Here is a 24,870-nt window from a genome sequence, read left to right as displayed (position 1 = left end):
ATCCGCCCCGTTTGCTTGAGCCTTACAGCTCGACGTTCACCGCTTGCGAAGCGCGGGTCGCCTTGGCCCGGGCCGCTTCGATCGACTCGTCACGGGCAAGGCATACGCCCATGCGCCGTTGGCCGTTGACTTCCGGCTTGCCGAACAGACGCAGTGCGGTGTCCGGCTCGGCCAGGGCCGCACCGAGGTTATCGAAGGCGGTCTGCTGCGACGTGCCCTCCACCAGGATCACTGCCGAGGCCGAAGGGCCGAACTGACGGATCGCCGGGATCGGCAGGCCGAGGATGGCCCGTGCGTGCAGGGCGAACTGCGACAGGTCCTGGGAAATCAGGGTGACCAGGCCGGTGTCGTGCGGACGCGGCGACACTTCGCTGAACCAGACCTGGTCGCCCTTGACGAACAGTTCCACGCCGAACAGGCCGCGGCCGCCCAGGGCCTCGGTGACCGCCTTGGCCACGCGCTCCGATTCGGCCAGGGCCACCGGGCTCATCGCCTGCGGCTGCCAGGATTCCTGGTAGTCGCCCTTCTCCTGGCGGTGGCCAACCGGCGCGCAGAAGGTGGTGCCACCGATATGGCGAACGGTCAGCAAAGTGATTTCGTAGTCGAAATCGATGAAGCCCTCGATGATCACCCGGCCCTTGCCGGCACGGCCGCCTTCCTGGGCGTAGTCCCAGGCCTTCTGCAGGTCGTCGGCGCTTTTCAGCAGGCTCTGGCCCTTGCCCGACGAACTCATCACCGGCTTGACCACGCACGGGAAACCGAGGTCCAGGGCGGCGGCCTTGTAGTCTTCGAAGGTGTCGGCGAAGTGATACGGCGAGGTCGGCAGGTCCAGCTCTTCGGCGGCCAGGCGACGGATGCCTTCGCGGTTCATGGTCAGTTGTGCGGCGCGGGCGGTCGGCACCACGGTGAAGCCTTCGGCTTCCAGCTCGACCAGGGTGGCGGTGGCGATGGCTTCGATTTCCGGCACGATGTAGTGCGGCTTCTCGGCCTCGATCACCGCGCGCAGGGCAGCGCCGTCGAGCATGTTGATCACATGGCTGCGGTGCGCCACCTGCATCGCCGGGGCGTTGGCGTAGCGGTCCACGGCAATCACTTCAACGCCCAGGCGTTGCAGCTCGATCACCACTTCCTTGCCCAGCTCGCCGCAACCGCACAGCAGTACACGGGTCGCGGTGGGCGACAATGGAGTTCCGATACGAGTCATCACAGGTCCTCAGGGAGAGAAATCCAGGACCGCCCCAGCACGGTGCGGGCCAGCGAAAGGGGCGTATTTTACATGAGCAATGATCGGGAGTGCGACATAGCCCCCTGTGGGAGCTGGCTTGCCAGCGATAGGGCCGGCTTGAGCAATGATGTTGTCAGGATTGGCCAAATCGCTGGCAAGCCAGCTCCCACAGGGTTCGGTGCACGCCTTAGTTGGCGATGGCGTTCTTGCGCACCCGCCAGGCCATCGCCAGCCACACGGCGGTGACACCGGCGAACTTGGACGCCAGCGCCGTCCCCACTACCGCCGGGGTCAATGCGCCGATCATGCCGAAGAAGATGAAGGTGTCGATGGGAATGCTCAGCGCCGAGCTGATCCACAAACGGTCGTGCAGTGGCCGCTTGGTGATGCTGAACACCAGCCAGTCGATCAGTTCGGACACGGCGAAGGCGGTGGCGCTGGCCAGGGCGATGGCCGGCTCGGAGGTGACATAGGACAGCACCAGCGCTGCCAGCATGGCCACCAGCGCGCCATGCCCGTAGCGGGTCTGCACCATGTCGCGCAGGACGAACACCAGCCCGCCCCAGGCGGACCAGATGACATCCAGGTGCGGTGCACTGGAGAAGGCGTAGTTGATCAGCACCACGCTGGCAATGTAGGCGATGAGAAAGAACATTGAAGGTGACCGGTGGACAAGCCGCACAGGGTACTTCACCGACCCCGCGCGGCCAAGTCCCGGGGATCAGCTGACCTTGGCGGGCTGGCCGAAGATCAGCCCGGCAGCCAGGGCGCGCTCATGACACAGCGCCAGCACCTGGCGCCGCTCGGCATTGTCCATGCGCCCCCAGCGGGTGATTTCCGTGGCGGTGCGCTGGCAGCCGGTGCAGATATCGTGGTCGTCCAGCGCACAGATGCTGACGCAAGGCGATGCCACGGGTTTTTCCACTGAACTGCTCATCAGTCCTCCTGCGGCGCGAGGTCGCGGGCGTAGCGCTGGGCGTTGTGCACGTAATGGGCGGCGCTGGCTTCGAGCATCTTTTTCTGCGCCTCGGTCAGCTCGCGCACGATCTTGCCCGGCGAGCCCATGACCAGCGAGCCGTCGGGGATCTCCTTGCCTTCCGGGATCAGCGCATTGGCGCCGATGATGCAGTGCTTGCCGATCCTGGCGCCGTTGAGGATCACCGCATTGATGCCGATCAGGCTGAAGTCGCCCACCGTGCAACCGTGGAGCATGGCATTGTGGCCGATGGTCACGCCCTGGCCGATGGTCAGCGGCGAACCCATGTCGGTGTGCATCACCGTGCCGTCCTGGACGTTGCTGTTTTCGCCGATGTCGATCAGTTCGTTGTCGCCGCGCAGCACCGCATTGAACCAGACGCTGGCCCCGGCCTGCAGGCGGATCTTGCCGATCAGCGTGGCATTGGGCGCTACCCAGCTTTGCGGGTGGGTTTCGACCCGCAGGTCGCCCAGACGGTATTTCATGCGTGGATCCTCACGGTAGATGCGCGGCGGGTGGTCCCGCTCGTCAGAGTGGAGTGAAGCGCTCGGGCGGCTGGTGCAGGCTGATCCGCGCGTCGTAGAGCAGGTTGACCAGTTCGACGATCATGATCGCCGACAGGCCCCAGATCTTGTACTCACCGTAGCGGTAGCTGGGCACGTACCAACTGCGGCCCTGGTAGTCGATACGGTGGGTGTGGTCACGCGGGTCCTGGCGGAAGAACTCCAGCGGAACGGTGAACACCGCGGCGATCTCGGCATCGTTGGGCCGGTACTCGACGTAATCGGGGATCAGGCCGACATACGGCGTGACCTTCAGGCCGTGCAGGGACACCAGCGGGCTGAGCGGCCCGACCACCTCGACCAGCCCCGGAGGCAGGCCGATTTCTTCTTCGGCTTCGCGAAGTGCAGTGAATACCAGGTCAGGGTCCTCCGGGTCGCGTCGCCCGCCGGGAAACGCCACTTCGCCGCCGTGGGTGGACAGGCCCTTGGCGCGCAACGTAAGGACCAGCTCCGGCTCTTCGCTACGGGTGATGGGCAACAGCACCGCGGCCTCGGGAAAACGACGATCGGTTTCCAAAGTGCCCGGTGTGTGACTGCTCACACGGCGAAGTAGCTCGTCCAGCATGGTCTCTCTCGTTCCAGAATCGTCCTGCATCATGCACCAAAGCCGTCCCGCGCCCAAGCCCCGCTGACGATCGCCCTTGCCCGGCGCAGGAGCGGGAGGCGAAGATAGCCGCTACCCACAGGAAGATAAGCATGAAATACTGCAGTGCGTGCGGCAAGCCGGTGACCCAGCGTATTCCCGAAGGCGACTCGCGCCTGCGCTACGTGTGCGATCACTGCCAGGCGATCCACTACCAGAACCCCAATATCGTGGCCGGCGTGCTGCCCAATCATGGCAGCCGGGTGCTGCTGTGCCGCCGCGCGATCGAGCCGCGCAAGGGCTACTGGACGCTGCCGGCCGGTTTCATGGAGAACGGCGAGACCATGGAGCAGGCCGCGCGTCGGGAAACCGTCGAGGAAGCCTGCGCGCGCCTGGGCGAGCTGACCCTGTATCACCTCTACGATCTGCCGCATATCAACCAGGTCCATGTGTTCTTTCGCGGCGAACTGGCCGATCTTGATTTCGATGTCGGCGTCGAAAGCCTCGAAGTGCGCCTGTTCGAGGAACACGAGATCCCGTGGGACGAGCTGGCTTTCCGCACCGTGCGCGTCACACTAGAATGCTACTATCGGGACCGCGAAAAGCAGCACTATCCGGTGCGCAACCATAGCCTGCCGCCTTCTTTCGCCCCGCCACCCACACTCGAATCATGAAGTTGCTTCTCCGGGGATACCGTTCAATGCGCTGGTTGCTTGCCCTTTTCTGCCTGAGTGTTGCCTCGCTGTCCCAGGCCGCCTATATCGAGACCATCATCAGGAAACCGGTACTCAAGGACGATGCGCCACTGGTTTCTCCCGCCACAACCCCAACGCCGGGCCGTATCGACAAGGTCCTGGTGATCAAGTCGCAGCGCCGCCTGGAGCTGATCAGCAATGGCGAACCCCTGAAGACCTACCGCATCTCCCTCGGCAAGAAACCCGTGGGCGCCAAGGAGCGCGAAGGCGACAAGCGCACCCCGGAAGGCTTCTACTGGCTGGACTGGCGCAAGGTCTCGGACCGCTACAACCTGGCGATCCACGTGTCCTATCCGAATGTGACGGACGCGGCCAAGGCACGGCGGGAAGGGGTGCAACCGGGCGGCATGATCATGATCCACGGCACGCCGCTGGGCGGGGAGTATCCCGAGGAAGTGTTCCACACCCTGGACTGGACCGAAGGCTGCATCGCCATGCGCAACACGGACATGCGCGAAGTGTGGAACCTGGTGCAGGACGGCACCATGATCGAAATCCGGCCCTGAGGCTGGAACAGCCTCCGACAGACGATAAGAAACCTGTGGAAGCCGGCGGTCCGACAAGCCAGCTTCCACTGGGCCTCTGTATCTGATCCACGCCTTCAGAAATTTCCTCGACCAACCGCACCCTTTTCCCACCAAGTCTCGCGTCTTTCCCCCGCATCCAAATGGATGCCCCTTGCCCTAGATTTCTTTACCTCGCAACGAATCTCCGTCCTAAAACAACAACTTTAGGGACGCGCCATGCCGTGTTCATCCCGATGCGTACGCCTGCTGGCGTCTTCGTTCGTCATCGCTGCACTCTGCCCCAATGTCGGTTTGGTCCACGCCAATCCGGGGCTTCCCCTGCTGCACGAGCAGCAACGTGAGCTGCAGGAGCTCGAGCGCCAGCAGCGCCTGCGCCGCCTGTCGCCCTCCCCGATCGGCACACCCGCCGAGGCCACTCCCTCAGCCTCCGCCTCGAAGCACTGCTGGCCGATCAGCGGCGTGCGCCTGGCCGGCAATACGCTGATCGACAGCGACGTCCTGAACAGCAGCCTTGAACCGTTACTCCAGCCCTGCATGAGCGAGGCGCAGATCAACGGGGTACTGAAGGCGATTACCCGGCTCTACATGGAACGGGGCTATCTGGCCAGCCGGCCTTATCTGGCGAACCCACTGGGCGGCAGGGGTTCGCTCGACATCCTGATCGTCGAAGGTTTCGTCGAATCGGTAGAGTTCGACGATCCGCAATTGCCTCTGTCGCTGTCCCGGGCCTTTCCCGATCTGCTGGGCCAGCCACTGACCCTGCAAGCCCTGGAACAGGGGCTACGGCAGATGGACCGCCTGCGCAGTGTCGACCTTGGCGCCGATCTAAAGCCGGGTACGCTGCCGGGCGGTACCCGTGTGGTAATCCGCGCCAGACGCCCGCTGGCCTTGCGCGGGCAAGCACAGGTCAATGTGAACAACTTCGGTTCTGTCCTGGTCGGCCGCCAGCAAGCCGCCCTGACCCTGGCCCTCGACAGTCCATTGCACCAGAACGACTTCCTGCAACTGGGTCTGATGAGCAGCTTGCCCGGCAGCCCGGGCGAGTTTCGCGGCCACACCCTGGCCTACAGCATTCCCCATGGTCCGTGGACCCTGGGAATATCCGCGAGCGAGGCGCGCTACCAGTCGCCGCTGCCCTTTCTGCGTTTCATCGACGGCGTCGGCAGCGGTAGCGCCGGGATGTACACGCTGAAGCTTGACCGCTCGCTCTGGCACAGCCAGAACGCACTCCTGGGCGCCAGCGTGCAGATCAGCCACAAGCGCATTAGCAACCGCATTTCAGTGATCAAACTCGGCGTCCAGAGCTCGACCCTGAGCACACTGGACGCCGACCTTAACCTGAGCTGGCGCACCGACGCCCAGTGGAACGCCAGCCTCGGCTACAGCCAAGGACTGGCCCTGTTTGGCGCAGACACGCAAACGATCAACCCGAGTTCGCCGGAACCACAGTTCCGCAAGTACCGCGCCAGTCTCTGGCATAGGCGTGAGCGCACCGATCCCTTGACGCGCTGGCGCTGGGACAGCGAATTGGCTGCGCAATACAGCCCGGATCCCCTCTCCGCGCTGGAACAGATGGGGGTCGGCGGCCCCTCCGCAGTACGGGGTTTCCGCGACAGCACCGTCTCCGGCTCCAGCGGCGCAGTGTGGCGCAACACCCTGAGCCTGCCGCTGAACACCGGACTGCCGCTGGAGATCCGCCCGGCCATCGGCCTCGACGCCGGCTGGAGCCGTTTCGACCATGGCTCGCCCTCGCAACGCCTCCTGGGCATGTCCGCCGGTCTGCATCTGACCCGGCCCGACGCACGCCTCAGCCTCGAGTACCAGCGCCCCCTGCACAACGACAACACGCCCCGCCACGCCCTCGAAGCCGGCCACTGGCGCGCACAACTGACCCTGGTTTTCTGACTCATCACCGAGAGAGACCGCACCGTGAAAACAGCCCGACACTGCTTCAATCCCAACCTGCTGCGCCTGGCGATCGCCGCCAGCCTGATTGGCCCCGGCATCGGCCTGGCCAGCCCGGCACTGCAACCGGCTCCCGGACCCGGCGGCACCCCGACGATCAACCCGCACAACGGCGTGCCGGTGATCGATATCGTTGCGCCCAATGCCAGCGGCCTGTCGCACAACCAATTCCTCGACTACAACGTCGGCAAGCCCGGCGCGGTACTGAACAACGCCCTTCAACCCGGCCAGTCGCAACTGGCCGGACAGCTCGGCGCCAATCCGCAGTTACAGGGCCAGGCCGCCTCGACCATCCTCAACGAGGTGATCAGCCGCAACGCTTCGATCATCGAGGGCCCGCAGGAAATCTTCGGCCGCCCGGCCGACTACATCCTCGCCAATCCCAACGGCATCACCATCAACGGCGGCACGTTCATCAACACCACCAAGGCCGGGCTGATCGTCGGGCGTCCGGTGATCGAAGACGGGCGCCTGAGCCAGTTCGACAACCTGGACAGCAACGCGCAACTGAAGGTCGGCGAGCGCGGCCTGGCCAATGTCGAGGGCGCACTGGCCCTGATTGCGCCGAAGATCGAAAGCGCCGGCCTGCTCGACGCCAAGGGTGACCTCGAAGTGATTGCCGGGCGCAACCGCATCGACGTTGCCAGCGGCCAGGTCTTCGAACACCGTCCGGGCACTCCGGGCAGCATCGACGCCAACCTGTTCGGCGCCATGCGCGCCGGGCAGATCCGCATCATCAGCACCGCCGAGGGCGCCGGGGTGCGCATCGCCCCACCCTCGATGAGCGCCCGGGACGGCATCAGCGTGGACTCTGCCGGGGACCTCGATATCGCCGGCAGCGCCCGTCGGCAAAGTCGCATCGATGCCGGCACCGGCGAACTCAAGCTCAACGCCGCGGCGAACCTGCGCCTCAGCGCCGTCGACGCCAGCGCGGCGCGGGTCGAGGGTCGGGCCGGCAAGCGCCTGGTGCTGGACAGCAAGACCCGCGAGAAGATCAGCCGCGAGAACCAGAGCGACAAAAAGAAATGGTGGTTCGTCACCACCGAAACCTATGACCGCCAACGCACCACCACCGAGCGCAAGGACCTGGGTAGCCAGCTTGTGGCCAGCGGCGCCATCGACCTGAAGGCCGACGAAGATCTGCAGATCCGCAATGCCAAGGTCAAGGCCAGGGACGACCTGAGCATCGACGCCGGTGGCCGCCTGGATATCGGTGCCGGCCTGCAGAGCGTGCACGTCGACGAGACCATCCGTCACCGCAAGCATCTCTGGCGTGGCGACAAGGACAGCCGCGAGTACCGCGAGACAGCCCTGCCCAGCGAGCTGTCCGCAGGCAAACTGAAACTGGAAGCCGGCACACACATGCGCGTCGAGGGCAGCACGCTGCGCAGCGGCAAGGACATGACCGTGAAGGCGCCACACCTGGAGGTGACCACCGCGCAGCAAAACAGCAGCGACACCAGCAAGCAGTACAGCGGCGACCTGGTCTCCGGCAGCTTCTTCGGCAAGCGCGACGGTAGCGAGGGCGGCGATACCCGCAACCTTGGCAGCCAGATGATCTCAGGTGGTGCACTGACGGTGGTTGCCGACCAGGTACAGGTCAGCGGCAGCCGCATCGCAAGCAAGGACGACGCCCTGCTCGCCAGCCAAAAGGCCACCCTCACCGTCGAGGCCGCCCATGACACCCGCCAGCACAGTACCCGACACAGTGACAGCAAGGTCTTCGGCCTGGTCAGTAACAGCAGCGACAGCCAGCAACGCAGCGACAGCGTGCTGACCAGCGATGTCACCTCGGACAGCAACCTGCGCCTGGCCAGCGCCGATGAACTGCGGGTCATCGGCAGCAGGTTGAAGGCTGGCGACAAGCTCCAGCTCGAAGCCGCCAAGGACCTGAACCTCAGCGCGGCCAAGGAAAGCCAGCAAATCAACACCCAGGAGACCCGGCGCGGCTTCTATGCCAACGCCAGGGAAACCGTCCTGGCCGCAGACGGCAAGCCCGGCTCGAAGCAGTACAACGCTGCGGCGGGCTATCAACTGACCAGCAAGGACAATACCTCCTCCCAGACCACCCTGGTCCCCAGCCAACTGGACGCCGGCAGCATCGAAGTAACCGGCAAGTCCAGGGTCGCCATCGACAGTTCCCGACTGAACGCCAACCAAGGCGCGATCGACATCAGCGGCGCGCAGGTCAGCCTCGGCGCGCAGAGCAACCAGCGCCAGCAGAGCAGCACCGACACCCGCTTCGGTGGCGGTATCGCGGCGACCGGCGGTATGGACCGGATCGGTACGGGCCCCGAGGGTTTTCATCATCAGCAGGTACGCGAGCAAACCAGTATTGATCCGCTGTCCAGTGAGTTGAAGGCAACCGGCGATATCCGCGTCAATACATCAGACCTGGTCAACGAAGCGGCGAAAGTCGAGGCTGGTGGCGAGCTGCTGGTGGATGCACCCCAAGTGGACAACCGCGCCACCGCCAAGGTCGAGGAGGTGCGCGAAAGCAACCGCGAGTGGAACGGACGGGCCGGCCTCAGCCTGGAAATCAAGGACCTTACCCGGCCCATCGAAAACGTGGTGAACGGCAACGAAGCTGCACGCTTCCAGCAGGCCTCGGTTGAAGACGCCCTCGCCCCGCCGACCTTGGGCGTGGACCTTTCGCTGGATCATCTCAAGCGCGAGCAAACCCGCCGCAGCGAGACGGCGAATGTCAGCGAACTGAGCGCCGGGGTAGTAAAGGTCAAGGCCGACAGCCTGAACGACAACGGCACCCGCTACAGCGCGAGCAACGGCAAGGTCCACATCGACGCGAAACATCATCAGTTCAGCGCCGCGCAGGACAGCGTCAGCGAAGCCGTGCAGCGCCTGGACGTGAGTGGCGCCGCCCGGGTGGAAACCGCCACCGGCAAGGACATCGCCGTGCGCCTGTCCGGCAAGGGCGGCTCGCTGGATAGCACCACACAGAGCATCACTGCGCAGCCCGGCAGCCTGTATGGCCAGCAAGGCATCCAGGTCCAGTTGGGCAGCGACGGCCTGTACGAAGGCACTCGTTTCGATGGCGGCAAAGGCGCGGTGACGGTGGATGCCGCAGGCGACCTGACGCTCGCCCAGGCCAACGACCGGCAACAGAGCAGCCTGCGCCAGACCGACGGCAGTGGCTGGGTCAAGGCCGGCACTACCCCCGGCGGCAAGGCCCTGGAGTTGCGCGGCTACCTCGACCACAAGCGCCTCGACAGCCACGACAGCCAGGCCCGGGTCGCCAGCATCGACGCGCAAGGCGCGGTGCAACTGACCTCGGGCGGCAAGATGACCCTGGCCGGCACGCGTATCGGCGATCCGCAGAACAAGCCCACCGACATTACCCTGGACGCCCAGGGCCCACTGCAGGTACTGGCGGCCACCGATACCCACAGCGCCAGCGGCAGCAACCTCGGCGGCGGCGGCGAAGTGCAGGTCAGGAACGGCGGTGCGGGCGCCGGTGGCGGGCTGGGTGGTCACTTCGAAACCGGACGGATCGATGAACAGAGCAGCAAGGCCACTGCCGCCGTGCTCACCGCCAAGGATTCCCTGAACTTCACCAGCCAGGACGGCAGCGACCAGGCCATTCACCTGCAAGGGGTCAAGGCCTCGGCCAAGGAGGTCATGGTCACCGCGGAAAATGGCGGGGTGCTGGTCGAATCCGCGCAGGACACCGAAAAACGCGACAACCTCAAGCTCACGGCCGGAGCCGGCTTCTCGAAAACCCCGGCCGAAGCCAAGGCCGACAACAAAAGCGCGCTGCACGGCCGCGCCCTGGTCAACCTTGATCAACTCGATGCCCTGCACCACCTCAACAGCGAGCTGAACGGGCAGCGGGTCGGCCTGAACAGCCTGAACGACATGCAGCTCAAGGGCGTGCGGGTCAATGCCGGAGCCATCGACGGGCAGATCGGTGGCGACCTGCTGGTCGCCAGCCAGATGGACCGGATCAAGGGCATGAAAATCGACGTAGATGCGCGGCTTAGCCAGGAAAAGAACCCGCAGGGGTATCTCAATGCAGTGAAATCGTTCAGCGGGCCTTTGGCTGCCAAGGCGGAGAAAAGCGTCGGTTCGACGGTACAGAAAATCGATCCAGGGTTTTCGCCGACGCTGGATCTGAAGGTCGATCATCGCCAGCTCGACAGCGTTGCCGAGCCAAGCCGACTGGTGGGCCGGGACGGCATCGCCCTGGAGGTTGCCGGGGACGTACGGCTGTCCGGTGCTGACCTGCGAGCGCCGAAGGGCGATGTCGAACTGGGCAGCGGGCACGTCAGCAAGCAAACCCTGAGTGGGCGTGATTACCGAAGGGTAGTCGGCACCAACCTGTCCAATGCTCCGGTCGAACTGGGGCAGGACCTGGTCAATACCTACAAGGAAAGTGCCATGGGCCTGGAGGATGGGGATGCTTCTGTGGACCTGGGGCTGTTCAGGACCGGAGGGCATGATCGGGAAGTTAGCGTCGGGTCGAATGTAACCAGCAAGAAGGGACAACACTAAACCCTGTGGGAGCTGGTTCGGCGGTCCGACAAGCCAGCTCCCACAAGTTCGGTGTTCAGGTTCTAAAGATCAGCGAGCTTCCAGGCCTCGTAGGCCGGGGTTTCATAGGGATGGCTCTGCTTCAGCGCCGCAACGACCTGATGAATCAGCTCGTCCGCCACCACCAGTTCCACCCGCCATTCCTCCACCGACTCAACCACCCCGCTCTGCCCGATGAACGGCGTTGCACCGTCCAGCGGGCGGAACTGGCCCTGGCCCAGCACCTGCCAGGCACAGCAGTCGTAGTCGCCGATCCGCCCGCCACCGGCCTCGAACACGGCCTGCTTGACCGTGTCGAGGTGGCTTGGCGGGACAAAGAACGCGAGTTTGTACACTCAGTTCACCCAGACCCGCGCATTGCGGAACATGCGCATCCAGCCGGCGTCCTCGCTCCAGTCGTCCGGACGCCAGGAGTTCTGCACGGCACGGAACACCCGCTCGGGGTGCGGCATCATGATGGTGACGCGACCGTCGCGGCTGGTCAGGCCGGTGATCCCGCGCGGCGAGCCGTTCGGGTTGGCCGGGTAGCTCTCGGTGACCTTGCCGTGGTTATCGACGAAGCGCAGCGCCACGCAGCCGGACAGGTCGGCTTCGAGCAGGGCTTGCTCGCTGGAGAACTCGGCATGGCCTTCGCCGTGGGCGATGGCGATCGGCATGCGCGAACCGGCCATGCCCTGCAGGAAGATCGAGTTGGACTTCTGTACCTCGACCATGGCGACACGGGCCTCGAACTGCTCCGAGCGGTTGCGCACGAAGTGCGGCCAGTATTCGGTGCCCGGGATCAGCTCGTGCAGGTTGGACATCATCTGGCAACCGTTGCACACACCGAGGGCGAAGCTGTCGGTACGCTCGAAGAAGCCCTGGAAGGCATCGCGGGCGCGGGCGTTGAACAGCGCCGACTTGGCCCAGCCCTCACCGGCGCCGAGGACGTCGCCGTAGGAGAAGCCACCGCAGGCCACCAGGCCCTTGAACGCGTTGAGGTCGACGCGGCCGGCAAGGATATCGCTCATGTGCACGTCGATCGCGTTGAAGCCGGCGCGGTCGAACGCCGCTGCCATCTCGACCTGGCCGTTGACGCCCTGCTCGCGCAGTACGGCAACCTGTGGACGCACGCCCTTCTTGATATAAGGCGCGGCGATGTCCTGGTTGACGTCGAAGCCCAGCTTGACGCTGAGGCCCGGGTTTTCTTCTTCCAGCAGCAGGTCGAATTCCTGGTCGGCACACTGGGCGTTGTCGCGCAGGCGCTGGATCTGGTAGCTGGTTTCGGCCCAGACGCGTTGCAGCAGGCGACGGTCGCCGTCGAAGAGCATCTCGCCGTTCAGGCTGATGGCCACTTCGCCGTTGTTGACCGGCTTGCCGATCACCGCGACGCAGTCGCCCAGGCCGGCGGCGCTGAATTGCGCCAGCACGTCCGGAGTGGCGTCCTGGCGAACCTGGATCACCGCACCCAGCTCTTCGTTGAACAGCACGGCGGCGACGTCGTCGCGGCTGTCGGCCAGGGTGTCGAGGGTCAGGTTCAGGCCGCAGTGGCCGGCGAAGGCCATTTCCAGGGCGCTGACCAGCAGGCCGCCATCGGAACGGTCGTGGTAGGCCAGCAGGTGGCCGTCGGCGTTGAGGCCCTGGATCACGGCGAAGAAGGCTTTCAGGTCTTCGGCGTCATCGACGTCGGGGGCCTGGGCACCGAGCTTGCCGTGGGTCTGGGCGAGGATCGAAGCCCCCATGCGGTTCTGCCCGCGGCCCAGGTCGATCAGGATCAGGTCGGTTTCGCCCTTGTCCATGCGCAGCTCTGGCGTGAGGGTCTTGCGCACATCGACCACCGGCGCGAAGCCGGTAACGATCAGCGACAGCGGCGAGGTCACGGTCTTCTCGGTGCCTTCGTCGCTCCAGCGGGTCTTCATGGACATGGAGTCCTTGCCCACCGGGATGGTCAGGCCCAGCTCAGGGCAGAGTTCCATGCCCACGGCCTTGACGGTGTCGTACAGACGGGCGTCTTCACCCGGGTGGCCGGCAGCCGACATCCAGTTGGCCGACAGCTTGATATCCGAGAGTTTCTCGATGCGCGAGGCGGCCATGTTGGTCAGGGTCTCGCCGATCGCCATGCGCCCGGACGCCGGAGCGTCGAGCAGGGCCAGCGGAGTGCGCTCGCCCATCGCCATGGATTCGCCGGTGTAGACGTCGAAGCTGGTGGCGGTGACGGCGCAGTCGGCCACCGGGACCTGCCATGGGCCGACCATCTGGTCGCGGGCGACCAGGCCGGTAATGGTGCGGTCGCCGATGGTGATCAGGAAGCTCTTGCTGGCCACGGCCGGATGACGCAGGACGCGCTCGATGGAGTCGGCCAGTTCCAGCTTCGACGGGTCGAAATCATCGCCCAGCTCGGCTTCGCGGGTGACCGAACGGTGCATGCGCGGCGGTTTGCCCAGCAGCACTTCCAGGGGCATGTCCACCGGGGTGTTGCCGAAGTGGCTGTCGGTGACGGTCAGTTGCGGCTCTTCGGTGGCCTCGCCGACCACCGCGAACGGGCAGCGCTCGCGTTCGCAGATGGCCTGGAAGCGCTCGAAATCGACCGCGCTGACGGCCAGCACGTAGCGTTCCTGGGACTCGTTGCTCCAGATTTCGTGCGGGGCCATGCCCGGCTCGTCGTTCGGCACGTTGCGCAGTTCAAAGCGACCACCGCGGCCGCCATCGTTGACCAGCTCGGGGAAGGCGTTGGAAATGCCGCCGGCACCGACGTCATGGATGAAGGCGATCGGGTTCTTGTCGCCCAGCTGCCAGCAACGGTCGATGACTTCCTGGCAACGACGCTCCATTTCCGGGTTTTCCCGCTGGACCGAAGCGAAGTCGAGGTCGGCGGAGCTGGCGCCGGTGGCCATGGACGAGGCCGCACCGCCGCCCAGGCCGATCAGCATGGCCGGGCCGCCGAGCACGATCAGCTTGGCGCCGACGGTGATTTCACCCTTCTGCACGTGCTCTTCACGGATGTTGCCCATGCCGCCGGCGAGCATGATCGGCTTGTGGTAGCCGCGCACTTCGTCGCCATGAGGGGTGCTGATGGACTGCTCGAAGGTACGGAAGTAACCGGTCAGGGCCGGGCGGCCGAACTCGTTGTTGAACGCGGCGCCGCCCAGCGGGCCTTCGATCATGATGTCCAGGGCGTCGACGATGCGCTCGGGCTTGCCGTACGGCTTTTCCCACGGCTGTTCGAAGCCCGGGATGCGCAGGTTGGACACGGTGAAACCGGTCAGGCCGGCCTTTGGCTTGGCACCGCGACCGGTGGCGCCTTCGTCGCGGATCTCGCCGCCGGAGCCGGTGGAAGCGCCCGGGAACGGGGCGATGGCGGTCGGGTGGTTGTGGGTCTCGACCTTCATCAGGATGTGCACCGGCTCCTGCACCGCGCCGTACTGGCGGGTTTCAGGGTTCGGGAAGAAGCGCCCGGCCACGGAACCGACGATCACCGAGGCGTTGTCCTTGTAGGCGGACAGCACGCCTTCGCTGTGCATCTGGTAGGTGTTCTTGATCATGCCGAACAGGCTTTTTTCCTGGCTCTCGCCGTCGATATCCCAACTGGCGTTGAAGATCTTGTGACGGCAGTGCTCGGAGTTGGCCTGGGCGAACATCATCAGTTCGATGTCGTGCGGGTTGCGCTTGAGGCCCTGGAAGGCATTGACCAGGTAATCGATCTCGTCTTCGGCCAGGGCCAGGCCCAGTTCGACGTTGGCCTTTTCCAGCGCGGCGCGACCGCCACCGAGGATGTCCACGGCGGTCAGCGGCTTGGGCTCGGCGTGGCTGAACAGGCCGGCGGCCTCTTCCAGCCTGCCCAGCACGATCTGGGTCATGCGGTCGTGCAGCAGCTCGGCGACGCTGGCGGCGTCGGCATCGCTCAGTTCACCGGCAACGTAGTAGGCGATGCCGCGCTCCAGGCGACGAACGACTTCCAGGCCGCAGTTGTGGGCGATGTCGCTGGCCTTGCTCGACCATGGCGAGATGGTGCCGAAACGCGGCATGACCAGGAACAGGCGACCGGCAGGCTCCTGCACCGGGACGCTCGGGCCGTACTTGAGCAGGCGCGCAAGCACTTGCTGTTGGTCGGCGGTCAGATCGCCGTCAACTTCGGCGAAATGAGCGAATTCAGCGTACAAACCATTAACAGCGGGGACTTTCTGGCTCAGTTGCTCGAGTAATTTACCGTGGCGAAAGGCAGAAAGGGCAGGAGCGCCGCGCAGGATCAACATCGTCGGGACAGCCTCAAGAAGGGGGTGTGCTTGGAGGCCGTGCATTCTAGCCTAAACCGATGCGTCAGGCACCCGAAACGCTGCATCCGTGCCCATCCGCATGTCGGCAAGCGCATTCCAGGCGTGTCGGCGCTTTCGCCGAGGGTGCGAAGTGCGGTGAAAAGTCGCAAGCACGGCGGGCGATAGCAGACAAGCCATCTGTTGTCGAGATATGGCACGGCAGGCCCTTTGCGTATACTGCACCTTATGTCTGCCCACTCCGTTCTGCGCCAGCGATGCGCCCAATGGCTCGTCGCACTAGGACTCTTCCTGATGCTCGGTGCCTGCGTTGAAAAACCCAGCACCCTCGAACGCATCAAGGAGGATGGTGTATTGCGGGTGATAACCCGCAACAGCCCGGCCACCTATTTCCAGGACCGCAACGGCGAAACCGGTTTCGAGTACGAGCTGGTCAAGCGTTTCGCCGACGACCTGGGCGTCGAGCTGCAGATCGAGACCGCCGACAACCTGGACGATATCTTCACCCGGCTCGGCCAGCCCAACGGCCCGGTATTGGCCGCCGCCGGCCTGGTCAGCAGCGAACAGCGCAAGACCCAGGCACGCTTCTCCCATCCTTACCTGGAAGTCACCCCGCAGGTCATCTACCGCAACGGCAAGACCCGGCCAACCAATGCCGCCGGCCTGGTGGGCAAGCGCATCATGGTGCTCAAGGGCAGCAGCCATGCCGAGCAACTGGCTGACCTGAAGAAGCAATACCCCGGCCTGGAATACGAGGAGTCGGACCAGGTGGAAGTGGTCGACCTGCTGCGCATGGTCGATGAAGGCCAGATCGACCTGACCCTGGTGGATTCCAACGAACTGGCGATGAACCAGGTGTACTTCCCCAACGTGCGCGTCGCCTTCGACCTGGGCGATGCCCGCGACCAGCGCTGGGCCGTGGCCGCCGGCGAAGACGCCAGCCTGCTCAACGAGATCAACGCCTTCCTCGACAAGGTCGAGAAGAACGGCACCCTGCAGCGCCTGAAGGATCGCTACTACGGCCATGTCGATGTGCTCGGCTACGTCGGCGCCTACACCTTCGCCCAGCACCTGCAGGAGCGCCTGCCACGTTTCGAAAAGCATTTCCGCAACTCGGCCAAGCAGGAACAGGTGGACTGGCGCCTGCTCGCGGCCATCGGCTACCAGGAATCGATGTGGCAACCGGAGGTCACCTCCAAGACCGGCGTGCGCGGCCTGATGATGCTGACCCAGCGCACGGCCCAGGCCATGGGTGTGTCCAACCGCCTCGACCCGGTGCAGAGCATCCGCGGCGGCGCCAAGTACTTCACCTACGTGAAGGACCAGCTCGACGACTCGATCAAGGAGCCGGACCGCACCTGGTTCGCCCTCGCCGCCTACAACGTCGGCAGCGGCCACCTGGATGACGCGCGCAAGCTGGCCGAGCGCGAGGGCCTGAACCCGAACCGCTGGCTGGACGTGAAAAAGATGCTGCCGCGCCTGGCGCAGAAGAAGTGGTACAGCAAGACCAAGTACGGCTACGCCCGCGGCGGCGAGCCGGTGCATTTCGTCGCCAACATCCGCCGCTACTACGACATCCTCACCTGGGTGACCCAGCCGCAACTGGAAGGCCAGGTCGCCGAGGGCAACCTGCATGTGCCGGGGGTGAACAAGGACAAGCCGGCGGAGCAGAGCCCTCAGCTCTGAGCGACACGGTCTCCCACAGTGACCGTATCGAACACAAAACCTGCGGCTCGCCGAGAAACCTGTGGGAGCGGGTTCACCCGCGATTACTCTCGTGGCCGCACCGCCGCAATCGCTGGCAAGCCAGCCCCACAGTGACCCTGTCGAACACGAAACCTGCGGCTGGCCGAGAAACCTGTGGGAGCGGGTTCACCCGCGATTACTCTCATGCCGGCGCCACCGCAGTCGCTGGCAAGCCAGCTCCCACAGTGACCGCGTCGAACACAAAGCCTGCGGCTGCCGAGAAACCTGTGGGAGCTGGCTTGCCAGCGATTGCAATAGTGGTCGCACCACCGCAGTCGCGGGTAAACCCCCACAGGGTACGCGCTGAATCAGGCCTTTGCGCGGCGCGCCTTGAAGAACTCGCTGAGAATCGCCCCGCACTCCTGCGCCAGCACCCCACCCTCGTAGATCACCCGATGATTGAGAAAGCCCTGGGTGAAGAACTGCCCCTGGCTCTGCACGATCCCCGCCTTCGGCTCCAGCGCGCCGTAGACCACCCGCTCGACCCGCGAATGCACGATGAGCCCGGCGCACATGCTGCAGGGCTCGAGGGTGACATACAGGGTGCTGCCGGGCAGACGGTAGTTGCTCGCCGCCCTGGCCGCGGCACGAATAGCGACCATTTCCGCATGGGCACTGGGGTCGCTGTCGGTGATCGGCCGGTTGAAACCCTGGCCCAGTACCTGCCCGTGCTGCACCAGCACCGCGCCCACCGGCACCTCGCCGAGCGCCGCGCCTTGCGCCGCCAGCTCCAGGGCCAGGCGCATGAATTCCTGGTCGCGGCTGCGATCGATGATCCGTGGTCGCATCAGGCCACCGCGATCGCGGCCATCAGGCCGGTTTCCATGTGGTCGATGACATGGCAGTGGAACATCCAGGTCCCCGGGTTATCCGCCACCAGCGCCACCTGGGCACGTTCGTTCCTGCCCAGCAGGTAGGTGTCGGTGAACCAGGGCTCGACGATCTGCCGGCGGTTCGAGGCGATCACCTTGAAGCTCATGCCGTGCAGATGGATCGGATGCTGGTACTGGGTCATGTTCTTCAGCTCGAAGATGTAGCTCTTGCCCTTCTGCAAGGTGGCGATGGGGCGGTCGGCGCAGGTTTTGTCGGTGATGTCCCAGGCCTGGCCGTTGATCTGCCAGAGGCTCGGCGGGCGTCCGTTGTCGGTGTTCACCGAGACCTTGCCCGCCCATTCGAAATTGAAGTTGAGCTTTTCGGCATTCTCCAGGTCCGGCTCGGCGATGGGGTTGGCCGGCAACGCGGGCGGCCAGTCACCGGGCTTGTCGGCGCTGGCCACCGAGCGCAGGGTGCCGAGACGGACGAAACCATCGCGCAGGGAAATTTCCTCGCCGGGCTCGGGAATGCGGATCGCCAGGCAGATGCGCATGCCCGGGCCGAGCCAGTACTCGTCTTCCAGCGGCCGCGGGGTGACGGGGTTGCCGTCCAGCGCATAGACCATCGCCTCGCAATTGCCCTTCAGGTTCAGGCGATAGGTCCAGGTGTTGTCCAGGTTGAGCAGGCGCACCCGCACCACCTGGCCGGCCGGCAGTTCGGTCACGGCGTCGGCCTTGCCATTGATGGTGATCAAGCGCCCGGCGGTGCCGTTGCGCGCGGCCTCGCGGGGGATGCTGAAGGGCAGGAAGGCGCCCTGCTCGTCCACGTGCCAGGTTTTCAGGCTCAGGGTGCGTTCATGCTTGAAGCCGGTGGGCTCGCGTTCCTCGACGATCAGCGGGCCGACCAGGCCGCGGCCCAGTTCCTCGCTGCTGCTGACGTGGGGGTGGTACCAGTAGCTGCCGGCGTCCGGAACGCGGAACTTGTAGTCGAAGAACTCGCCGGGCTTGACCGGCAACTGCGAGACATAGGGCACGCCGTCCATTTCCAGGGGTAGGCGGATGCCGTGCCAGTGGATGGTGGTTTCAACCGGCAGGTGATTGATGAAGCGCACCCGCAGCCAGGTGCCCTGGCGCACCCGCAGTTCGGTACCGGGCGCGGACGGCCCGAAGGCCCAGGCCTCGGTCTTGAAGCCGGGGACCAGCTCCACGTCCAGCGGCGCAGCGATCAGCTCGTAGTCATGCCCGGCATTCTCGTCCTCGACCTTGCCCAGCCAGTAGCGGGCCGCACCACCGGCACCAAGACCAACCACCACCAGGCCGGTTAGGCCCTTGAGCATTTGTCGACGGGTAAAGGACATCGGGACAGGCACCTCGGCTTCGCGGAAACAGCAACTGGCCAGCGGGGGCCAGCGTGAAGGGCGAATACGATACACCCGCATTTGCGAAATATTAAGTGAAGACTTGTCGCAGGGAACTGTGTCGTTCTTGAGGACCTCATCGCTGGCAAGCCAGCTCCCACAGGGTTTCGTGCTAGCCACAGGACACTGTGGGAGCTGGCTTGCCAGCGATGAGGCCATCAGCACCACCACAAGGCTCTCAGTGAGACATCCCCTCGATCACCCGATGCAAAGAGGCCGGCAGCATCGGCCCATGGTTCAGCCCTTCGAAGCGCTGGTAACTCACCTCCAGCCCCGGCACTTGCTGCAATTGCGCCACCAGCGCCCGCGCCGGCCCCTCGTTATCCGCGCCGCCCGGAGCACGCGGCCGGGCCGGCTCGGCGGTGCCGCGCATCAGCAGCAACCTAGGCCGCGCGTCGCCCAGGCGCCCGGCCAAACCCTCGGCCTCGGCCACGATTGCACCGTCCCGCCACCACAACGACGGACTCGCCGCCGCATAGTCGCTGAACGCCCCCGGCCGGGTAAACAGCGCATGCAACACCGCCAGCCCGCCGTAGGAATGGCCCCATAACGTCTGCCGCCGAGGATCGATCGGCGCCACCCTGGCCACCAGCGGCCGCATGCGCCCGACCAGCAGATCGAGAAACGCATCCACCCCGCCACTGGGCTGCCCGGTCAGCGGATCGACCTGCGCCTCCAGCCCCGCTACCCATGGCGTATAGTCCCGGGTCCGGGCAGTACGCTCGATGCGCTGCTCGGTCCGGTACCCCACCGCCACCAGCAGCGGCGCCTGCCCGCCTGCCAGCCTTTCCAGTTCTGCCGGCTCCAGTGCACTGAGCGCGGCGTTGCCGTCGAGCATCCACAGCACCGGGTAGCCGGCCGCAGGCGCCGGCCGGGCCGGCTTGCCGACCCACAACCGGTAATGCCGCTGGCCATCGGCGGAATCAAGATCAAGGGTGCTGAAGCGATAGGCCGCGCCCTGCGTCTGCAACACCGCAGCCTGCATCTTCTGCTCCGGCTCCGGCCGTGCCACAGCGCTGCCGGCTACCAACAGCAGGCCAAGAAACAATGGCGAAAGCTTCATCAGAACGATGCCGTCAGGCTGGTGTAGAAGGTCCGGCCCGGCTCGTTGTAGGTCGCCGCGCCGGCCCCGTCGATATTGTTCACGCCCTGGGCATTGCCCTCGCGGAACAGGCGCTTGTCGAACAGGTTGTCGACGCCGGTGGTCAGGCTCAGGTTCTTGCTGAAGGCGTAAGTCCCGCTCAGCCCGACCAGTGCATACGGCGACAGTTGGTTGTTGGCGTTACCGGTGACCCGGTCGCCGTGGTAGTCATACTTCTTGGGCGTCTGCTTGCCGTACCAGGCAACGCTGGCCTGCAGCGACAGGTCGTCGGTGGCCTGCCAGTCGAGCATCGAGTTGAGGGTGTACTTCGGCGTCACCGAGAGGGTCTCGCCGGTTTCCTTGTTCTTCGATTGCAGCATCCAGGTGAAGTTGTTGCTCCACTTCAGTTGCTCGGTCAGAGGGATGGTCAGGGTGCCTTCCAGGCCTTCGACCAGTGCCTTGGGCACGTTGTCCCACTGGTAGATCGCCGCGTTGGCATAGCTGCCGGTGCCACCACTGGCCTGCCCGACCGGGCTCAGGCCGGACTCGATCTTGTTCCTGTAGTCGTTGCGGAAGTAGGTCAGGCCGGCGACCCAGCCGTCCTGCTGGAATTCGATGCCCAGTTCCTTGTTGACGCTGGTCTCGGCCTTCAGGTCGGCGTTGCCTTGCAGGTAGCAGCTGGTGCTCTGCCCATAGCAGCCCTGGCCGCGGCTGTAGAGCAGGTAGTCCGGGTTCAGCTGGTACAGGTTCGGCGCCTTGTAGGCCCGGGCGATACCGGCTTTCAGGGTGAGGGTATCGGTCAGCGCGTGGGACAGGTTGAGCGACGGGCTCCAGTTGTCGCCGACCACGCTGTGGTGGTCGAAACGCAGCGCCGGAGTGAGCATGGTGCCGGGCATCAGCTCGATATTGTCCTCGGCGAACAGCGAGAAGATCTGCGCCTGGGAGCCGGTATCCCGCCCCGTACCGCTCAGCCCGCCGACCGCGCCGCCTTCGCTGGTGGTCTGGGTGTTGGCACTCGGGTCGTCGAGTTTCTGCTGGCTCCACTCGGCGCCCAGGGTCAGGGTCTGGTCGCGCAGGGCGTGCAGCGGCAGGTTCACTTCACCGTGGGCGGTCAGGTCGCGCAGGGTCGAGGTGTAGAAGTCGGTGTTGCTGAAGATGCCTTCGGTCCCGCCGGCCAGGCCTTCATTGATCCGCTGGTTGCGGGTCTTTTCGTATTGCAGGTAGGCCATGGTGCTGCCGAAGTCCCAGTCGCCGCGATGGGTCACGGCGTAGTTTTCCCGGTAGAGAATGTTGGTCTCGTGACCGAGCATGCTCTTCACGTTGGCGTTGGAGTTGGTGTTCTGGGTATCGCCGGTATAGAGGTTGCCCTGGCGGCTGAAGCCCGCTTCCAGTTCCAGGGTCTGCTCCGGCGTCAGGTGCCAGCTCAACTGGCCGTTGACGTCCTTGTTGCGCACGCCTTCGCGACCCGCCGGCAGGGTACCGGCCTGGTTGCCGGTGCGGGCGGACTCATGCCCGGCATTGATGTCCCAGTCGTCGGCGTCGGTCTTGGCCACATTGCCGTAGACCCGGTAGCTGAGGGTGTCGGTGAGCGGCCCGTTGAGGCCGAAGGTCATGCGCTTGCTGGCGCCTTCGTCGCTGTGGCTGGGGAAGTTCTGGTACACCGTCACGTCGCCGTGGGTCTCGGCCCCGGCCTGCTTGGTGATGATGTTCACCACCCCGCCCATGGCCCCGGACCCATAGCGCGCAGCTGCCGGGCCGCGTATGACCTCGATGCGCTCGACCTGGTCGGCCGGCACCCAGTTGGTATCGCCCCGGGAATCGCGTTCGCCGCGCCAACCGTAGCGCACCGAACTGCGGCTGCCGACCGGCTTGCCATCGACCAGGATCAAGGTGTTTTCCGGCCCCATGCCACGGATATCGATCTGCCGGTTGTTGCCGCGCTGGCCGCTGGTGGAGTTGCCGGTCAGGTTGACCCCCGGCATGGTGCGGATGATCTGCGACAGGTCGGTGGCCGGCGGGCGCTTCTTGATGTCCTCGGCGGTGATCACCGAGACACCCGGCGCCTGCTTGGTTTCCTCCAGTGCGGTGGCGACCACGTTCTGCGGCTGCAGCTCGACCACATCGGCCTCGTTGGCCGCCTGCACGGCGGTGGACAACAGGCAACCGGACAACATCAGGAAGGGAATGCGAGGGAAAGCGCGAGGCGACATCATCGATCTCCGGGACGGGCGCTGAATGCGAGAGATCACGAATGATAATGAGTGCTAATTGAGAGTAAAGCGCATTAACTTTCTAAACATTCCGCCGCCGGCATTCGCAGATGCAGGACCAACCCCGGGTTGGCGTTGCTCGCCCAGAGCTGGCCGCCCTGCAATTCGATGGCGCGGCGGGCGATGGCCAGGCCAAGGCCAAAACCGGCGCCGCTGCCGGCCAGGCGCTGGTAAGGCTCGAAGATGCGTTGCAGGTCAGCCTCCGGCACGCCAGGCCCGTGGTCGCGCAAGCGGAAATGCCACGCATCGCCCTCGCGCTGCCCGCTGAAGCTCACCGTGCCACCGGGCGGTGAATGGCGGATTGCATTGCGCAGCAGGTTTTCCAGGGCCTGGGCCACGCTGTCCAGATGGGCTTCGATCCAGCAGTCGGCTGGCAGGTCGCAGGGCAATCGCGCGCGCTCCCAGCCGCTTTCGAAGCAGCAGTCTTCGCACAGGGCTTCCCACACCGAGAGCATCTGTACCGGTTCGCTGGGCAATTGCGGTTTTTCCGTGTCCATCCAGGCCAGGTCGAGGGTGTCTTCCAGCAGCCGCTGCATATCGTCCACTTCCCGTACCAGGCGCTGGCGCAACTGCTCCGGCGGCAGGCCGCTGTCGTGGGCGATGCGCAGGCGCGCCAGCGGTGTGCGCAGTTCATGGGACAGGGTGCGCAGCAACAGGCGCTGCTGCTCCAGGCTGCGGCGCAGGCGCCCGGCCATGTGATCGAAGGCCTGGGCCAGTTCGCCGAGTTCATCGCGGCGGTTCTGCAATGGCAGGCCGGGGCTGTCCAGGTCGTCCGCACGCAGGGCGTCGGCGCGGTCGCGTAGGCGATTGAGCGGCGCCACCAGAAGGCGATAGAGCAACAGCCCCAGAAGCACGGCCAGCATCGCGGGTGCCACGCCATGGGTGACCAGATGCGTCCAGGGCGTCAGGCCGGTGGGCAGCAGGCGCTCCGGCAACTGGATGACCAGGCGCCCGGTCTCGGGATGCTCGGGAAAGGCGATGCTGACATAGGGCAACTCGTCCTGCAGGCGCCTGCTCATGGGCCAGTCGAGCTTGCGCATGAAGGTCAGGTGGCTGGCTTCCTCGGCGCTGAACGCTGTGGTGCCGAGGCTTTGCAGATCCGCCCCGACCAGCGCGACCCAGGTATTTTCCCTGCTCGCCAGGGTGCGGCGGTATGCCTCGGCGCCCTGCGCACCGCCCTCGCGCCAGGCCTGCTCGGCCTCGGCGGCATAACGCGCCAGGTATTCCTGGTCTGCCGAACCGAGAAAGTAGCTGCTGCGCTCCACCGACAGGCCCCAGGTCCAGATCAGCCAGGTCAGCAGCAGGCAGAAGGCGACCAGCAGCAGGGCGAGCTTCCACAGCAGCGGATGTCGGCGCATCAGGACGGCTCCGTCTCCACCAGGATGTAGCCCTGGCTGCGCACCGACTGGATCTGCACGTGCACGGCACCGATGGCTGCCAGCTTGCGTCGCAGGTTGCACACGTGCACATCGAGGCCGCGGTCCAGCCGGGTATAGGCGCGATGCAGCACGGTCTGGTAGAGGAAGGCCTTGCTCAGCGCCTCGCCGGGATGGGCGCGCAGGGTCGCCAGCAGACGGTACTCGGAAGCGGTCAGGCCGGCATGGCGACCTCGATGCACCACGTCCTGGCCACTCTCGTCCAGCCGGACGGCTTCCCTTGTCGTCGTGCGCCGGTCCAGCGCCACCCGGCGCAGCAGGGCATCGACCCGGGCATCCAGCTCGGCCAGGCTGAAGGGCTTGGGCAGGTAGTCGTCGGCGCCGCGGGTAAAGCCGCTGATGCGGTCCTGCTCGGCGCCGAGGGCAGACATCAGCATCACCGGCACCGCCTGCTCGCGGCGTAGCTGATCGAGCAGGCTCAGGCCGTCGATGCCCGGCAGCATGATGTCCAGGAGGATCAGGTCGAACGCGCCCTGCTCTAGGGCAGCCTGCGCCTGGCTGCCGTTTTCGCAGGCGTGGACCGCGAAGCCTCGACGCAGGAAATGGCGCCGCAGGTCCTGGCGCAGGTTGAGGTCGTCTTCGGCGAGGAGAAGTCGAGGGGACACGGGTGGCGAACTCTGCACGGAAAGTGATTGCAATTGCGAATCATCCCACTTTGGCTCGGGACAGGGCAATGACATCGGTCAGACACTGCGAGAGATTATTCCACCTGAAG

18 protein-coding genes are annotated in these 24,870 nt (G+C 65.3%); 5 read left to right on the top strand and 13 right to left on the bottom strand.

The genetic code is table 11. The annotated features are described in order from the left end of the window. Positions 1-22: 22 nt before the first annotated feature. From purT to N7650_RS04790, 5 genes are all read right to left on the bottom strand, one after another. The gene (purT, locus tag N7650_RS04810) at positions 23-1,204 is read right to left on the bottom strand and encodes a formate-dependent phosphoribosylglycinamide formyltransferase (protein WP_009403583.1); all 1,182 of its coding nucleotides are present in this window, start codon (positions 1,202-1,204) and stop codon (positions 23-25) included. Between the two features lie 208 nt (positions 1,205-1,412). Beyond that, complete coding sequence (locus N7650_RS04805) at positions 1,413-1,880, bottom strand: VUT family protein (protein ID WP_009403581.1); 468 nt, start codon at positions 1,878-1,880, stop codon at positions 1,413-1,415. A gap of 66 nt (positions 1,881-1,946) precedes the next feature. Then, positions 1,947-2,162 (bottom strand): DUF1289 domain-containing protein, encoded by a 216-nt coding sequence (locus tag N7650_RS04800; protein WP_064301707.1) that lies wholly within the window; start codon positions 2,160-2,162, stop codon positions 1,947-1,949. Then, a complete protein-coding gene (locus tag N7650_RS04795; RefSeq protein WP_009403573.1) occupies positions 2,162-2,686 on the bottom strand; it encodes a gamma carbonic anhydrase family protein in 525 nt (174 codons plus the stop codon). The genes N7650_RS04800 and N7650_RS04795 overlap by 1 nt, the downstream gene beginning before the upstream one ends. A gap of 43 nt (positions 2,687-2,729) precedes the next feature. After that, the gene (locus N7650_RS04790) at positions 2,730-3,329 is read right to left on the bottom strand and encodes a CoA pyrophosphatase (protein WP_009403572.1); all 600 of its coding nucleotides are present in this window, start codon (positions 3,327-3,329) and stop codon (positions 2,730-2,732) included. A 131-nt stretch (positions 3,330-3,460) separates the two neighbouring features. Here N7650_RS04790 and N7650_RS04785 point away from each other — a divergent pair, with 131 nt between their 5' ends. The 4 genes from N7650_RS04785 (at position 3,461) to N7650_RS04770 (ending at position 11,103) form a co-directional block, all read left to right on the top strand. After that, positions 3,461-4,021 carry an NUDIX hydrolase gene (locus N7650_RS04785; RefSeq protein WP_009403571.1) on the top strand — a complete coding sequence of 187 codons (561 nt, stop codon included), beginning with the start codon at positions 3,461-3,463 and terminating at the stop codon, positions 4,019-4,021. A 26-nt stretch (positions 4,022-4,047) separates the two neighbouring features. Next, positions 4,048-4,608, top strand: coding sequence for a L,D-transpeptidase family protein (locus tag N7650_RS04780; protein ID WP_009403570.1), 561 nt, complete (start codon positions 4,048-4,050; stop codon positions 4,606-4,608). Positions 4,609-4,845: 237 nt separating this feature from the next. Beyond that, complete coding sequence (locus N7650_RS04775) at positions 4,846-6,534, top strand: ShlB/FhaC/HecB family hemolysin secretion/activation protein (protein WP_037061530.1); 1,689 nt, start codon at positions 4,846-4,848, stop codon at positions 6,532-6,534. Between the two features lie 24 nt (positions 6,535-6,558). After that, the gene (locus N7650_RS04770; protein ID WP_279897236.1) at positions 6,559-11,103 is read left to right on the top strand and encodes a hemagglutinin repeat-containing protein; all 4,545 of its coding nucleotides are present in this window, start codon (positions 6,559-6,561) and stop codon (positions 11,101-11,103) included. A gap of 62 nt (positions 11,104-11,165) precedes the next feature. Here N7650_RS04770 and N7650_RS04765 read toward each other — a convergent pair whose 3' ends face one another. Together N7650_RS04765 and purL are read right to left on the bottom strand one after the other, a co-directional pair. After that, the gene (locus N7650_RS04765) at positions 11,166-11,477 is read right to left on the bottom strand and encodes a YqfO family protein (protein ID WP_009403566.1); all 312 of its coding nucleotides are present in this window, start codon (positions 11,475-11,477) and stop codon (positions 11,166-11,168) included. After that, entirely contained in the window at positions 11,478-15,374 is a 3,897-nt protein-coding gene (purL, locus tag N7650_RS04760) for a phosphoribosylformylglycinamidine synthase (protein WP_009403564.1), read from the bottom strand. Between the two features lie 246 nt (positions 15,375-15,620). Between purL and mltF the strand changes: the two genes are divergently transcribed. Further along, positions 15,621-17,078 (top strand): membrane-bound lytic murein transglycosylase MltF, encoded by a 1,458-nt coding sequence (gene mltF, locus N7650_RS04755; RefSeq protein ID WP_064301700.1) that lies wholly within the window; start codon positions 15,621-15,623, stop codon positions 17,076-17,078. A 368-nt stretch (positions 17,079-17,446) separates the two neighbouring features. Here mltF and tadA read toward each other — a convergent pair whose 3' ends face one another. The 6 genes from tadA to N7650_RS04725 form a co-directional block, all read right to left on the bottom strand. Beyond that, positions 17,447-17,926: a tRNA adenosine(34) deaminase TadA gene (gene tadA, locus N7650_RS04750; RefSeq protein ID WP_279897235.1), complete on the bottom strand. Its 480-nt coding sequence runs from the start codon at positions 17,924-17,926 to the stop codon at positions 17,447-17,449. After that, positions 17,926-19,308, bottom strand: a complete 1,383-nt coding sequence (locus N7650_RS04745) for a multicopper oxidase family protein (RefSeq protein WP_279897234.1) — start codon at positions 19,306-19,308, stop codon at positions 17,926-17,928. The genes tadA and N7650_RS04745 overlap by 1 nt, the downstream gene beginning before the upstream one ends. A gap of 238 nt (positions 19,309-19,546) precedes the next feature. Continuing rightward, complete coding sequence (locus N7650_RS04740) at positions 19,547-20,431, bottom strand: alpha/beta hydrolase (RefSeq protein WP_279897233.1); 885 nt, start codon at positions 20,429-20,431, stop codon at positions 19,547-19,549. After that, the gene (locus tag N7650_RS04735; protein ID WP_279897232.1) at positions 20,431-22,659 is read right to left on the bottom strand and encodes a TonB-dependent siderophore receptor; all 2,229 of its coding nucleotides are present in this window, start codon (positions 22,657-22,659) and stop codon (positions 20,431-20,433) included. The genes N7650_RS04740 and N7650_RS04735 overlap by 1 nt, the downstream gene beginning before the upstream one ends. Positions 22,660-22,733: 74 nt before the next feature. Beyond that, positions 22,734-24,077 (bottom strand): sensor histidine kinase, encoded by a 1,344-nt coding sequence (locus N7650_RS04730; protein ID WP_279897231.1) that lies wholly within the window; start codon positions 24,075-24,077, stop codon positions 22,734-22,736. Then, positions 24,077-24,760 carry a response regulator transcription factor gene (locus N7650_RS04725; RefSeq protein WP_279897230.1) on the bottom strand — a complete coding sequence of 228 codons (684 nt, stop codon included), beginning with the start codon at positions 24,758-24,760 and terminating at the stop codon, positions 24,077-24,079. Before N7650_RS04725 ends, N7650_RS04730 begins: the two co-directional genes overlap by 1 nt. Positions 24,761-24,870: the final 110 nt, after the last annotated feature.

Origin of the sequence: Pseudomonas sp. GD04058 (genome assembly GCF_029836855.1) — a bacterium.
Lineage (GTDB): Bacteria > Pseudomonadota > Gammaproteobacteria > Pseudomonadales > Pseudomonadaceae > Aquipseudomonas > Aquipseudomonas bharatica.
The sequence above is the reverse complement of the archived record's forward strand: the minus strand, read 5'-3'. Positions and strand labels throughout refer to the sequence as shown.